General features: G+C 72.7%; 10 protein-coding genes. 2 read left to right on the forward strand and 8 right to left on the reverse strand.

All coding sequences use genetic code 11. The features are described from left to right. Positions 1 to 2: 2 nt before the first annotated feature. A complete protein-coding gene (locus tag ACIPLC_RS03950; RefSeq protein ID WP_400470836.1) occupies positions 3 to 2075 on the reverse strand; it encodes an MFS transporter in 2073 nt (690 codons plus the stop codon). Between the two features lie 380 nt (positions 2076 to 2455). Between ACIPLC_RS03950 and ACIPLC_RS03955 the strand changes: the two genes are divergently transcribed. Continuing rightward, positions 2456 to 3589 carry a peptidoglycan-binding protein gene (locus tag ACIPLC_RS03955; RefSeq protein ID WP_400470838.1) on the forward strand — a complete coding sequence of 378 codons (1134 nt, stop codon included), beginning with the start codon at positions 2456 to 2458 and terminating at the stop codon, positions 3587 to 3589. A gap of 17 nt (positions 3590 to 3606) precedes the next feature. Here ACIPLC_RS03955 and ACIPLC_RS03960 read toward each other — a convergent pair whose 3' ends face one another. From ACIPLC_RS03960 to ACIPLC_RS03975, 4 genes are all read right to left on the reverse strand, one after another. Further along, positions 3607 to 4197: a TMEM165/GDT1 family protein gene (locus ACIPLC_RS03960; protein WP_400471233.1), complete on the reverse strand. Its 591-nt coding sequence runs from the start codon at positions 4195 to 4197 to the stop codon at positions 3607 to 3609. A gap of 199 nt (positions 4198 to 4396) precedes the next feature. Beyond that, on the reverse strand, positions 4397 to 5206 hold the full coding sequence (locus ACIPLC_RS03965; protein WP_400470840.1) for an ABC transporter permease: 810 nt from the start codon (positions 5204 to 5206) through the stop codon (positions 4397 to 4399). Continuing rightward, entirely contained in the window at positions 5185 to 6801 is a 1617-nt protein-coding gene (locus ACIPLC_RS03970) for a dolichyl-phosphate-mannose--protein mannosyltransferase (protein ID WP_400470841.1), read from the reverse strand. The genes ACIPLC_RS03965 and ACIPLC_RS03970 overlap by 22 nt, the downstream gene beginning before the upstream one ends. A 168-nt stretch (positions 6802 to 6969) precedes the next feature. Beyond that, a complete protein-coding gene (locus tag ACIPLC_RS03975; protein ID WP_400470843.1) occupies positions 6970 to 8274 on the reverse strand; it encodes an MFS transporter in 1305 nt (434 codons plus the stop codon). Between the two features lie 147 nt (positions 8275 to 8421). Here ACIPLC_RS03975 and ACIPLC_RS03980 point away from each other — a divergent pair, with 147 nt between their 5' ends. After that, the gene (locus ACIPLC_RS03980; protein ID WP_400470844.1) at positions 8422 to 8982 is read left to right on the forward strand and encodes a MarR family winged helix-turn-helix transcriptional regulator; all 561 of its coding nucleotides are present in this window, start codon (positions 8422 to 8424) and stop codon (positions 8980 to 8982) included. A gap of 157 nt (positions 8983 to 9139) precedes the next feature. Here ACIPLC_RS03980 and ACIPLC_RS03985 read toward each other — a convergent pair whose 3' ends face one another. The 3 genes from ACIPLC_RS03985 to ACIPLC_RS03995 form a co-directional block, all read right to left on the reverse strand. Next, complete coding sequence (locus ACIPLC_RS03985; protein WP_400470846.1) at positions 9140 to 10981, reverse strand: glycosyl hydrolase family 18 protein; 1842 nt, start codon at positions 10979 to 10981, stop codon at positions 9140 to 9142. Positions 10982 to 11305: 324 nt separating this feature from the next. Then, positions 11306 to 11923 carry a hypothetical protein gene (locus ACIPLC_RS03990; protein ID WP_400470848.1) on the reverse strand — a complete coding sequence of 206 codons (618 nt, stop codon included), beginning with the start codon at positions 11921 to 11923 and terminating at the stop codon, positions 11306 to 11308. Between the two features lie 157 nt (positions 11924 to 12080). After that, positions 12081 to 12641, reverse strand: a complete 561-nt coding sequence (locus ACIPLC_RS03995) for a DoxX family protein (RefSeq protein ID WP_400470850.1) — start codon at positions 12639 to 12641, stop codon at positions 12081 to 12083. Positions 12642 to 12777: the final 136 nt, after the last annotated feature.

Below are 12777 nucleotides of genomic sequence, written 5' to 3' on the forward strand. Positions count from 1 at the left end.
CGCTAGAACGACCGCCCCTCCCCCCGGTACGGCGGCTCGTGGGCGGCCCGGTCGGGGCGGTCGCGCTGGTCGGCGCAGAGGGTGGAGCTGAGGCGGGTGAGCAGGTCGGCGAGGTCGGCGTACTGCTTCTCGTCCCAGTCGCCGAGCAGTTCGGCGAGTTGCGAGCGCCGGGCGGCGACGAGTTTGAGCGCCGCGTCCTGCCCGGGTTCGGTGAGCCGCAGCGGCAGGCCGCCGCTGCGGGCGGCGAGGCCGCTGCCCTCGACCTCCCGGACGGCACTCTCGATGACGGCGATCGGGACGATCCGCCGCTCGGCGAGTTCCGCCGGTTCCACCGAGCCGTGGTGGTGCATCTGCAACAGGAGCCAGCTGGAGGCGGGTTGGAGGTCCAGCCCGGCGCCCTCGGTGATCCGCCGGAAGAGGTCGCGCCGGGCCTCGCGGGTGCTCAGCACCGAGAGCGCGCGGGCGATCTCGTCCAGCGACGAGCGTTCGACGGGGTTGAGGCCGATGGAGGTCCCCAGATCGGGCGCGGTGACGGTGGAGCGCAGCTTCTGCTCGCGCAGGAACAGCGACAGCACGAAGCCGACCACCGCGACGGGCACCGCGTAGAGGAACACCCGGGTGATCGACTCGGCGTACGCGTGGTGGACGGCCTGCTGGACGGCGGCCGGCAGCCGGGTGATCACCCGCGGATCGGAGCCGATGGTCTCGGGATGGAAGCCGGGCGGCAGCGGCAGCCCGGTGAGGGCGTCGGCGAGCCGGTCGCGCAGTCCGCTGGCGAAGAGGGTGCCGAAGATGGAGACGCCGAAGGAGGCGCCGATGGAACGGAAGAAGGTGGCGCCGGCGGTGGCGACGCCGAGGTCCTGGTAGCCGACGGAGTTCTGCACGATCAGCACCAGCACCTGCATGACCAGGCCCAGCCCGAGGCCGAAGACCAGGAAGTAGAGGCTCATCTCCGTGGTGCTGCTGTGCTCGTCGAGCCGGGAGAGCAGCAGCAGGCCGACGGTGGTGACGGCCGTCCCGGCGATCGGGAAGATCCGGTAGTGGCCGGTGCGGGAGACGATCTGACCGGAGCCGATCGAGGTGAGCAGCATGCCGAGCACCATCGGCAGCATGTGGATGCCGGACATGGTGGGCGTGACCTGCATGACGACCTGGAGGAAGGTCGGCAGGTAGGTGAGGGCTCCGAACATCGCGAACCCGACCACGAAGGAGATCACCGCGACCAGGCTGAACGTCCGGGAGCGGAACAGCCGCAGGGGCAGCACCGGTTCGCTGGCCGTCCGCTCGACCAGGACGAAGGCGATCAGCAGCACCAGACCGAGCACTCCGAGCCCGACGATCTGCCAGGAGCTCCAGCCCCAAGTGGTGCCGCCGAGGGAGGTCATCAGCACCAGGCAGGTGGCGACGGCGGCGATCAGCGCGGTGCCGAGGTAGTCGATCCGGTGCTGGCGCCTGACCTCCCGCCCGTGCAGCACGGCGGCGATCACCACCAGGGCGACGACGCCGATCGGCAGGTTGATGTAGAAGACCCAGCGCCAGCTGAGGTTGTCGACGAACAGCCCGCCGAGCAGCGGCCCGAGGACGCTGGTCACGCCGAAGACGGCACCGAAGAGGCCCTGGTACTTGCCGCGGTCCCGGGGGGAGACGAGGTCGCCGACGATGGCCTGGGAGAGCACGATCAGGCCGCCGCCGCCCAGGCCCTGGAGAGCGCGGAAGGCGATGAGTTCGCCCATGTTCTGGGCGATGCCGCAGAGCACGGAACCGAGCAGGAAGATCACGATGGAGGCCTGGAAGAAGCGCTTCCGGCCGTACATGTCGCCGAGCTTGCCCCAGAGCGGGGTGGCGGCGGTGGAGGCCAGCAGGTAGGCGGTGACCACCCAGGAGAGGTGGTCCAGGCCGCCGAGGTCGCTGACGATGGTGGGCAGCGCGGTGGAGACGATGGTCTGGTCGAGGGCGGCGAGCAGCATCGCCAGCAGCAGGGCGCCGATCGGCACCCAGAGGTTGGGGACGGTGACCTCCGGCGGACCGGGTTCGTGCACCGGGCTGCGGTCGGACGCGGCGCGCGGGTCCGTCATGGCGGCTCCGTAGGGTCGCGGGCCCCGGCCGAGGCGGCGGGCCCGTGCGGATGATCACTCCCAGCTCACCATGCTGTCAGAAATGCCCCGGTTTGCTCCCTCGGGTTGAGCCGAACGTAGCCGCCGGGCCTGCTCGACCGCACCCACCGGGCCGACCCGCCCGCAGCCGCCCGGGTCGGCCCGACCACCGGCACCGGGGACATCCGCCGTTCCCCGGCCGTTCCTCAGGAAACAACCGCCACCAACCGGCACAACACCCCCGCCCGGCCCCGAACGCCCCTGTCCCCCCTCCGGGACGTCCTGCATAATCAGGCGCGATCGTGAGCCCGGGAACCGCCCAGGGGCACGGAGACCGCCCGAGAACCGAGGAGGACCGGCCGATGCCGGACCAGCACTGCCCGACGTGCGGCACCGCACGCTCCACCGGGTGCGGCTGCGTCCCGGACCCGAGCCTCACCGAGACGGCCGTCCTCCCGCACCTCGAAGGCCCGCCGCTGGTCCGCCCGTACGTGCCGCAGGCGGCCGGCCAGGTCGCCGAGGAGCCGGTGGCGGACGCCCCGGTCGTCGACCCCTTCGCGACCGCCGTCCTGCCGCCGGTCGCCCCGGGGCGGCCCGCCCCCGCCCCGTCCGTCGCTCCCCCGTCCGTCGCTCCCCCGCCCGTCGTTCCCCCGCTCGGGCCGGACGCCGACGCCTACGCCACCACCGTGCTGCCGCCGGTGCCCGCCTCCGGGCCTGGCGCGTACGCGGCGGCGACGACCCCGCAGGCCCCGCCCGGCGGCGACCTCGGGTTCTTCCCCTTCGACCACGCGACGCCCGCGCCCGCGCCCGAGCCGGAGCCCGTCGGCGGCCGGGCCGCACGCAGAGCCGCCGAGCAGGCCGCACAGAACCCGCTGGCCCGGCACAAGCTGCTACTGGCCGGGGTGGGCGCCGGCCTGGTCGCACTCACCATCGGCATCGCGTACGCGGTGACGCCCTCGCCCGGGCCGGCCACCCGGCAGGCGCAGCCGCTGCCCACCACGCTGGCGCCCGCGCCGGTGGAGCCGAGCACCCCGGCGCCGACGGACCCGGCCACGCCGCCGCCGACCAGTGAGGCGCCGAGCCCGGCGCCGTCCCCCACCCGCAAGCCGAGCCCGACGAGGACGGCCACCCCGGCGCCGGCGCCGACCACCCAGGCCCCGGTCGCCGCTCCCCCGGCCCCGGCTCCCGTCCCGACCCCGACGCCCACCCCCACCACCGCGACGCCCGCACCGACCCCGACCCCCACCCCGACGCCGACCCCGACGACCACCCGGGTGCTCCAGTTCGGGATGACCGGCGCCGACGTCAAGGACATGCAGCAGCGGCTGTGGTCGGCCGAGTGCGGATACGTCGACAAGTCGATGATCACCGGCACCTTCGACTACTGGACCGGGACGGTGCTCTACGACTACCAGACCAGCAACCGGATCAAGGGCGAGAACCGCGTCTACGGCCCGAAGACCCGGGCCGCCCTGGAGGCCGACCCGGGCTGCTGAGCCTCGGCGGAGCGGGGTCAGCCGGTGATCGCCCCGACGATGCTGATGCCCGCCAGCACCACCATGATCGCCGCCGCGACCCGGATGATCAGCTTCATCGGCACGTGCTTGAGCAGCTTCTGCCCGCCCACGATGGCGAGCCCGCCGACGGCGCACAGCGCCAGCCAGGCGCCGAGGCCGACGGCCAGCGGATCGGCGTACTTGGCGGCCAGGTTGGCGGTCATGATCTGGGTCAGGTCGCCGAACTCGGCGACCGCGACGACCACGAAGCTGGCCCCGGCCACCTTCCAGAAGCTGTTCGAGGACGGCTCCTTGGCGGCGTGCCCGTCCTCGTCGTCGCCCCCGCCGTGGAACAGCAGCATGGCCGCACCGGCCAGGAACAGCACGCCGGTGACGCCTTCGACCCAACGGTGCGGCAGCAGCGAGAGCAGGTGTCCGGCGGCGAGCGCGAGGACGACCTGGACGGCCATCGCGGCGGCGACGCCCGCGAAGACGTAGCTGGCACGGTACTTGGTGCCGAGTACGAGGCTGGCCAGCGCGGTCTTGTCCGGCAGTTCGGCCAGGAAGATGATGCCGAACGTCAACGCGGCCACGGTCAAACTCATCAGAAAGAGTCCCTCGGTCGGGCTGCCCGGCCTCCGCAGCTCCGTCAGGGGACGCTTCGGCCCGACAGCACTGGTCATGGTCACAGCACTGCGGCCGAAGGTCTCGCCGGCACCGACCCGGAGGATCGGGTGCCCCGGGCGCCGGGCCCCTGGGGGCCAGTATGTCGACGGTCCGGTGGAGGGCTACTCCCCTTCAACGTGCTCAAGGGTACCCGACGCGGTCCGGTGCCCCCGCGGTCACCAGCCCGCGGCCGACCAGCTCCAGCACCACCACGATCGCCACCGACTCCACCGCGAGCAGCCCGACCAGCACGAACAGCTGCACCGCCCCCGCCTGGACGGGCGAGGCGCCGCCGAGCAGCATGCCGACGAAGGCGCCGGGGAGGGTCACCAGGCCGACCGTCCGGGTCTGGTCGAGGGCGGGCACCAGCGAGGTCGCGGCGGCGGTGCGGCAGATCTCCAGCCGGGCGTCGCGGTCCTCGAAGCCGAGCGCCAGGGCCGCCTCCACCTCCCCGCGGCGCTGCCGCAGCTCGTCGAGGGCGCGCCGCCCGGCCAGCGAGGTCGCGGTGAGCGCGCCGCCGATCAGGATGCCGGCGACGGGGATGACGGACAGGCCCTCGGGCGGCAGCAGTCCGACGGCCAGCAGCAGGGCGAGCACCGGCAGCACGCCGGCGCCGATCGGGGCGGCCGCCCAGACCCAGCCGGGGCCGGGGGTCATCCGCCGCCCGGCGGTCCGCACCGCGACGGTGAACATCAGCAGCACGAACAGCGCCGACCACCAGAGCGAGCCGACCACCCAGCTGATCACCGCGGCGACGGCGGCCAGTTGCACCACCGCGCGCAGTCCGGCCCGCAGCACCGCGTGCCCGTGGCCGAGCAGGCCCCGGCCGGCGACCGCGACGGCGGCCAGCAGCAGGACGGCGGTGACCACCCCGAGCACCGGGGTGACGGGCAGCAGCTGACCGCCCGTGGCGGACAGGGGCACCGGCGTCAGATCCAGCTGGTGAACCACATCCGGTCCTGCCAGGACGTCATCGGGATCACCTCCGCCGTGTACAGCGGGTAGAAGAAGGCGAAGCAGGCGACGACGGCGAGCACGATCAACCCGGCGCCGGCCGCGCCGATCCGGCGGCGCTCGGGGCTGCATCCGGCCGGACCGAGGATCGCGCCGAGCATCTGGGCGACGGCCAGGCACAGGAACGGCACCAGGACGACCATGTAGAAGGAGAAGACGGTCCGCTCCTGGTACTGGAACCAGGGCAGGTAGATCCCGGCGACCGCGCACAGCACGGCGCCCGAGCGCCAGTCCCGGCGGAAGAACCAGCGCCACAGCAGGTAGACCAGGGCGAAGCAGCCCGTCCACCAGAGCAGCGGGGTGCCGAGGCCGAGGATCTGGGACGCGCAGCCGCCGGTGGCGGTGCAGCCGTGCTGCCCGTTCGGGACCTGCTCCCAGTACATGGAGACGGGGCGGCCGACGACCAGCCAGCTGAAGGGGTTGGACTGGTAGGTGTGCGGGGTGCTCAGTCCGGTGTTGAAGTCGTACATCTGCGCGTGGTAGTGCCACAGGCTGCGCAGCGACGCGGGCACCCAGCTCATCGGCACCTGCGGCAGCGGGATGCCGAGGAAGGTGTCCGGGGACAGCCCGGCGCGGCCGTCGGCCCAGTGCCGGTCGTACCCGCCCTCGCCGTTGCCGCCGCTGGCGAGCCAGCCGGCCCAGGCGCCGACGTACACCACCAGGGCGGAGCCGACCATGGCGAGGAAGGCGGGGACGGCGTCCCGGCGCAGCATCGAGCGCCAGGGGCGGCGGGCGCCGGCCCCGCGGCGGCCGGACTGGTCCCACAGGACGGTCAGCAGGCCGAAGGCGGCGAGGATCATCGCGCCGTTCCACTTGACCGCGCAGGCGGCGCCGACGAACACCCCGGCGGCGATCCGCCAGGGGCGCAGGCCGAGCCGGACGCGGTCGCCGTCGGTGACACCGGCCAGCCGGGTGCGGACGTGGTCGCGGTCGATCAGCAGGCTGCCGAAGGAGGCGAGCACGAAGAACATCTGGATGCCGTCGAGCAGCCCGACCCGGCTCATCACCAGTTGGAGGCCGTCGACGGCCATCAGCAGGGCCGCGGTGCAGCCGATCAGGGTGGAGCCGAAGAGCCGGCGGCCGATCCGGGCGAGCATCAGCACGGTGACGGTGCCGAGCAGGGCGGTCATGAACCGCCAGCCGAAGGGGTGCAGGCCGAACAGCTGTTCGCCGATCGCCATCACCCATTTGCCGAGCGGCGGGTGGGCGATGAACTCGGGCGCGGAGGTGAGCGGGATGTGCTGCGGGACGGCCAGGATGTCGGCGTTGGCGTGGTCCGGCCAGCTGCCCTCGTAGCCCTGCCGGAGCAGCGACCAGGCGTCCTTGGGGTAGTACGTCTCGTCGAAGACGAAGGCGTTGGGGTAGCCGAGGTTCCAGAACCTCAGCAGGCCGGCGAAGACCGCGACGCCGATCGGCCCGAGCCAGCCGGACCAGTCGGCCGCCAGGCGGAGCAGCCGGCCCCGGGCCGGTGCCGGGGCGGCGGGGGACGGGGCCGGGGCCGCCGGGGGGTGCGTGAGCGCCGCTTGCGTCATTGCCTCGCCGATTCGCCTGTCTCCTGTGCCGGCCGGGTCTCCTGTACCGACCGGGCCGGGCGGCCAACAGCCACTGACACTATGTGGCGGTGGTCGCGAAGCCAAGCGCGACGGGCGCCGACCAGGTGACCCGGTCGGCGCCCGTCGGCACGCCCGTTCGATCGGCGGTCACGCCGCCGTCTGCAGCTCCCGGACGACCGTGGCGCGGACCACGGCCGGGGCGGCGTTGTCCTGCTCCGGCGTGAGGTGCGGGCGCAGCCGCAGCGCCAGCGCGACGATCAGCAGCGTGGAGCCCGCCATGGCCGCGAGGTAGAGCGGCCAGGTGCCGGAGCCGACCAGCAGCACGCCGACGGCCGGGCCGACCGCGATGGCGATCTGCTTCACCAGGGAGTACCCGGCGTTGTAGGTGCCGAGCAGCCGGGCCGGGGCGAGGTCGGCGACGATCGGGCCCATGGTGGGCGCGAGCAGCGACTCGCCGACGCCGAACAGGGCGTAGATCGAGACGATCGCGACGGTGGCGGCCATGGCCTCGGTCCGGATCAGGCCGGCCACCAGGGCCATCGCCCAGGCGCCGAGCCAGACCACGCCGGCCGCGGCCATCGCGGTGGTGCGGCGGCGGCGCGCGGTGATCCGCACCATGAACATCTGCAGGACGACGATGGTCAGCGCGTTGGCGCCGATCGCGAAGCCCAGGGTGGAGGGCGCGGTGCCGACGGTGTCGGTGGCGAAGGCCGCGACGCCGGACTCGAACTGGCCGTAGCAGGTGAAGAAGATCAGCCCGGCGAGCAGGCAGAGCCGCAGCATCGCCTTGTCGGCGACCAGCGCGCGCAGGCCGGTGGGGCCGTCGCTCTTCTCCTGGAGGAGGGTCAGCGGGGTGGCCGGCATCCGGGCGGTGCCGGTGACCAGGGCCAGGCCGAGGAAGGTCGCCGCCTCGATGGTGAACAGCCGGGTGAGGCTGGCCGGGTCGGCGACGTTCACGATCTGGCCGCCGACCAGGGCGCCGATGCCCATGCCCAGGTTGACCAGGGTGAACTGGAGCGCGAAGGCGTGCGAGCGGGTCGCGGCCGTCGAGCAGCGGACGATCATCGTGGCGAGCGCCGGCTGGCAGGTGGTGACACCCGCACCGAACAGGAAGGAGGAGACCAGCAGGGCCGGGGTGCCGGTGGCGTGGCCGAAGGCGAACGCGCCGGTGGCGGCGAGCGCCGAGCCGGCCAGCAGGACCGGGCGGGGACCGTACTTGTCGATGCCGCGGCCGATGAACGGGAGGACGGCGAGCGCCGCGAGCGCGAAGACGGTGAACACCATCCCGGCCGCCAGCGAGCCCAGCCCGCGCACCTGGTCCACGTACACGAACATGTACGGCATCGTGAACCCGCTGCCGAACGCGCTGAGCGCGTTGCCGATCTGGACGCGGCGCAGCGGGCCGCCCGCCCCGCGTCGCTGCTGCCTCTGCTGCTTCACCGTGCCGGTCACCGTGCACATCCCTTCCTGGATTCAACTGGATACTCTTAAGTCCAGAAGATTTCAGAGCTAAAGTTTGACAAGATAAATTCTTAGCACTGGAAGAGTGTGGAGTCAAAGGCTTAAGAGATGCACGCCCCCCGTGCGACACTGGTCCGCATGACTACGGACAAGCCCCCGCCGGCCACTGCCAGGGAGCTCGGCATCACCGAGCAGGTGGCCGTCTACCAGCGGGAATTCCCCACCGTCGACCCCCAGGTGGAGACCATCGTGCAGACCCTGTCCCGGGTCGCCCGGCGGATGGGCGTGGCCTACGACCGGCAGCTGACTGTGCTGGGAATCACGGCCGCCGAGTGGGAGGTCCTCAAGGCGCTGGTGGTCTCCGGCAGCCCGTACCGGCTCGGGCCGGGCGAGCTGGCCAAGCGGCTCGGACTCACCCCGGCCGCGATGACGCACCGGATCGACCGGATGGTGACCGAGGACCTCGTCACCCGGGAGCGCGACGAGACCAACCGGGTGCGGGTGATCATCGAGCTGACCGAGAACGGCCGCGACAAGTGGCTGGAGTCGATGCGGATGGCGGCGGTGTTCGAGGAGGAACTGCTCCAGGACGTCACGGGCGAGGAGCGCGCCGTGCTGTCCGCGATGCTGGCGCGGATGCTGCGGCGGATCGAGGAGAGCCAGCCGGACGCGCTCGGGCGCACCGCCGACCTGGCCTGAGACGCGCCCTGCGGCACTGCCCCGCGGCGCGCCCTTGAGACGCGCCGTTGAGACACAACAGGTCCGGCCCGCCGGGGGTGCTCCCCCGGCGGGCCGGACCGTTTGGTTCAGGTGCTGCGAGGGTCCGTCAGGCCCTCAGCTCGTGCTGCCCGAGGGGTCAGCAGGGGCCGTTGTCGGTCCAGACGCCCCACTGGCCGCTCTGGCTCGGGTCATCGCCCTTGGTCCACCACTTGTTGGTGTAGTAGTGGCCCTTCCACGAGACCTTGGTGCCGCCGGCCGCGTAGGTGGTGTTGGTGTCCCAGCTCGGGGCGGCCGGGCAGCCGGCCGGCGAGGTCGGGGTCTGGGTCGGGGTGCCGGTCGGGGTGCCGGTCGGGGTGCCGGTCGGGGTGCCCGTGGGGGTGCCCGTCGGCGTGCCGGTCGGGGTCTGGGTCGGGGTCGCCGTGCTGCTCGGGGTGCCGGTCGGCGGGGCCGGGCAGCCGGCGGCGGAGCCGTTGGTGGCGTTCACCATCGTGTCGAACAGGCCGGTCTTGGTGCCCAGGTCGTACAGCGAGAAGGCGAAGGAGCCGCCGAGGCCGTTGCAGTGCGCGTAATCGAGCTTGGCCTGGATCGACCGGGCGTCCTCACCGCTCCAGAAGGTGTTGCCGTCGTAGAAGTACGTGGCCTTGGCGTCGTCGTCCCAGAAGGTCTTGGACGGGTTGTCGACGAAGCCCGCGAGCTCCTTGAACATCTGGATGCCGGGGACGTTGCCGGACATCGCCGCGCCGGCCGCCGGGCTGGCGGCGGGCTGGAACAGGCCGTTCTTGCCGTTGTTCTGGACGCCGGTCCAGCCGCGGTAGTAGAACGGCACACCCATGTTGATCTTGCTGGCGGGGAAGCCGCCGGGGATCCCGTAGTCCGCGTCGCCGACCGTCCACGCCTTGATGGCGTTGTCGATCGAGTACTTGCCGTTGCCCGGCTTGGCCGGGGTCGACGGGTCGTTCGGGGCGGAGTAGAGCGGGGCCTGGTGGTTGGTCGGACCCTGCGGGTCCCAACCGCCGTGCATGTCATAGGTCATGACGTCGAGGAAGGTGAGGTACTGACCGATCTTGTCGGTCTCGACGTTCATGATCTTGTCCTGGCCGGCGCCGACCGCCGCCGACAGGGCGTAGGTCTTGTTGTCGGCCTTGCCCTGCGCGTCCAGCTGGGTGCGGAACTCCTTCAGCAGCGCCGTGAAGTTCTGCTTGTCGGCCGGGCTGGAGATGTTGCCGGTGTGGCCGCCGCCGCCCGGGTACTCCCAGTCGATGTCGATGCCGTCGAAGATGCCCGCGCCGGTGCCCGGACCGCCGTAGCCGCCGTCGGCGGGCAGGTTGCCCTTGATGAACATGTCGATGCAGGACGAGACCAGGTGCTTGCGCGAGGCGTCCGTGGCGGAGGCCGGCGAGAAGTACTTGGAGTAGGTCCAACCACCGATCGAGAGCAGGATCTTGAGGTTGGGGTTCTTCGCCTTCAGCTTCTTCAGCTGGTTGAAGTTGCCGGTGATCGGCTGGTTCCAGGTGTCGCCGACGCCGTCGACCGAGATGTCCGCGCCGAAGCTCTTCTGGTAGTCGGCGAACGCGTCGGCCGCGCCGTCACCCGCGTTGGGGTTGTTGTCGTTCGTGTCGGCGGCCTTGGTGGCCTCGAAACAGCCCAGGTCGGTCGGGTGGATGTTCGCGAAGTCGTAGATCAGGTAGTCGAGCTTCCCGGCCACGCCGGTGTCCTGGATCGTCTTCGGGTAGTACGCGTTGGCGTAGACCGACCACTGGTCGTAGTAGGCGACCTTGATGCCGCCGCTGGTGGCGGGCGCGCCGGTGGTGTTGGTGGTCGCGGCGTTGGCCGCGCCGCCGCCGGTCAGCGCGAGACCCGCGCCGAGCAGGACGGAGGCGGCGGTGCCGGCCGCGACGGCGGCCAGGCTCTTCGGGCGGCGTCGACGGCCGCCCGTCGGAGCCGGGGTCCCGGCCCTTTCAATGCGTGAACGCAGCATGGGTGCGTGACTCCTGGTTGTGGGGGTTTTCCGTCGTCCCGGGGTGGGGTGCGCCCGAGGTGGGGTCGGGCGACCGGGACATGACAGCTCAGAGCAGGGAATCGAGCGGGGAATCGAGCAGGATCAGCGGGATCGGACCTGGACGGACACCGGGATGTGCCGAACCGGCGCCCGCGGCACGAGGCCGTTGACGCCGATTCAGGGGCTCCCTGCACCTGGGCAATAAAAATGGACTAGACCAACTCCCCCGTCAAGGGGTCCCGTTGGGCCTTGAGCCGCGCTTAAGGTTCGCCCCCCGGTCGGGCACCCGCGCTGACCTGGGAGTCAGTAGCGCACCGCGTTCGCCACCACGGCCTTCAAGCCGCCCGACAGATCCCGGTGGCTGCGCGCGATGGCCTGGGCGCTCCGGCCGGCCGCCACGTCCTGGACCGTCACCGCGGTCGCGTCCTGCACCGCGCCGGAGTCGTCGGTGAAGTCGACCTGGATCACGTACCGGTACGACTGCTGCCCGTGGTTGGTGACGGTCAGCTCCACCTGCGCCTTGCCGTCCGAACCGGCGCTCACCGCCCCGACGGCCACGTCCCCCTTGGCGTCCAGCCCGCCCTTGATCCCGGAGACCGCCGAGGAGGCCGCCGACACCGCCGCCGAGGCCCGCGCCTCCGCCGAGGCGATCACCGCCCCCGCCCCGCCCGCCGCCGAGGCCAGCGCCGAGGCGGCGGAGGCCGCGGCCGAGGCGCCCTTCTCGACCGCGGCGGCGGCCGAGGAGGCCACGCTGCCCGCGCTCGTGCCGGAGGAGCAGCCCGCCAGCGCCGCCGCGCCGACCGCGGCTGCGGCCAACACCCCTGCCACCGCCCGACGTTGGCGGCGCACCGGCGGCGCGTCCGGGTGCCGCGCGGTGATCCGCGGGCTCGAACCGGTCCGGGTGAGCGGCTGGCGGTCCATGCGGTCCCTCGTTTCTGCCCCGGCGCCGGGCTGCCCGGCACGCCTCCCCGCCCACCCTCCGGGGGCCGCCCGGGGGCCGCCAGCAGGACTGGTACCTCCGGGTGACCGGGCCCCACCGGCGCCCCACCGGCGCCCCACCGCCAGGAACGCGAGGACGTCAGGACAACCCCGAGCCCTCCTGCGCGTCCGCCTCCATCGCGGCCCGCTCCTCGCGCAGCCGCACCACGTGCCGGCGCCGCGCCACCACGCCGTACGCCCCGGCGACGGACGCCCCGAAGGCCGCCAGTCCCATCCACGGCCGGTCGAGGACGTGGCAGGTCAGGTGGTCCAGCGAGTACCGCCCCGGACCGGCCAGGCCGAGCGCCAGCCCGGCCGTGCCGAGGAAGGCCGGGTACTCGTAGCCGCCGGAGGTCGCGAAGAAGCCCGCCGGGGCGTGCACCGCCACCGCGCCCGCCATCGTCCCGGCCACCACCGCGCCGGCCGCCCCGGTGGCCAGCCCGGCGACCAGCAGCACGCCGCCGCCCGCCTCCCCGGCGCCCGCCGCGATGGCGCTCTGCCGGCCGGGGTGGAAGCCCATGTGCTCCATCGCCTGGGCGGTGCCCTCCAGACCGCCGCCGCCGAACCAGCCGAACAGCTTCTGGGCGCCGTGCACGATCAGCACCCCGCCGACCGCGCCGCGCAGGGCCAGCAGGCCCAGGTCCTTACGGTTCAGACACATGTCGCACCCTCGTTCCCGGGGAGGTGATCCGACTTCCATGGGAGCCGAGAGCGCGCACCCGTTCGAGTCGGGACGGCCATCCGGGCGAATTCGTCGGCGACCAGGAATGGACCGCCCGTCCGCGGGATTCACGCCA

Origin of the sequence: Kitasatospora sp. NPDC086801, assembly GCF_044745805.1 — a bacterium.
Lineage (GTDB): Bacteria > Actinomycetota > Actinomycetes > Streptomycetales > Streptomycetaceae > Kitasatospora.

What these genes read in the sequence shown, in the direction of transcription:
- ACIPLC_RS03950 (WP_400470836.1), bottom strand. Translation starts at nt 2,075, where the DNA reads ATGACGGACCCGCGCGCCGCGTCCGACCGCAGCCCGGTGCACGAACCC.
- ACIPLC_RS03955 (WP_400470838.1), top strand. Translation starts at nt 2,456, where the DNA reads ATGCCGGACCAGCACTGCCCGACGTGCGGCACCGCACGCTCCACCGGG.
- ACIPLC_RS03970 (WP_400470841.1), bottom strand. Translation starts at nt 6,801, where the DNA reads ATGACGCAAGCGGCGCTCACGCACCCCCCGGCGGCCCCGGCCCCGTCC.
- ACIPLC_RS03980 (WP_400470844.1), top strand. Translation starts at nt 8,422, where the DNA reads ATGACTACGGACAAGCCCCCGCCGGCCACTGCCAGGGAGCTCGGCATC.
- ACIPLC_RS03985 (WP_400470846.1), bottom strand. Translation starts at nt 10,981, where the DNA reads ATGCTGCGTTCACGCATTGAAAGGGCCGGGACCCCGGCTCCGACGGGC.
- ACIPLC_RS03990 (WP_400470848.1), bottom strand. Translation starts at nt 11,923, where the DNA reads ATGGACCGCCAGCCGCTCACCCGGACCGGTTCGAGCCCGCGGATCACC.
- ACIPLC_RS03995 (WP_400470850.1), bottom strand. Translation starts at nt 12,641, where the DNA reads ATGTGTCTGAACCGTAAGGACCTGGGCCTGCTGGCCCTGCGCGGCGCG.